Annotated in this window: 1 protein-coding gene; it reads left to right on the forward strand. The window is 71.4% G+C overall.

The genetic code is table 11. The features are described 5' to 3' along the window. A partial coding sequence (locus NP777_RS47245; protein ID WP_256656378.1) for an AMP-binding protein occupies positions 1-475 on the forward strand: 475 nt, incomplete at both ends.

The following is a 475-nucleotide window of genomic DNA, read 5'->3' on the forward strand; positions in this document are numbered from 1 at the left end:
CTGCCGGGGAGTCTGCGGACGCTGGTGGTGGCGGGTGAGATGTGTCCGCCGGGGCTGGTGGAGCGGTGGGCGCCGGGTCGTCGGATGGTCAATGCGTACGGGCCGACCGAGGTCACCGTATGCGCGACGATGAGCGCGCCCCTGGAGCCGTCCGGTCCAGTGTCGATCGGTGGGCCGATCGCCAACACACGGGTCTTCGTGCTGGACGAGTTCCTGCGGCCGGTGCCCGAGGGCGTGGCGGGCGAGCTGTACGTAGCGGGTCCCGGGCTTGCGCGTGGCTATCTGCGCCGTCCGGGGCTGACTGCGGAGCGGTTCGTGGCGTGCCCGTTCACCGGCGGGCGGATGTATCGCACCGGCGACCTCGCCACCTGGACGGCCAATGGGGAGCTGGTCTTCGGCGGGCGTGTGGACGACCAGGTGAAGGTGCGTGGTTTCCGGGTGGAGCCGGGTGAGATCGAGGCCGTTCTCGCCGGGC

Source organism: Streptomyces rugosispiralis, from assembly GCF_024505145.1.
Taxonomy (GTDB): Bacteria; Actinomycetota; Actinomycetes; order Streptomycetales; family Streptomycetaceae; genus Streptomyces; species Streptomyces rugosispiralis.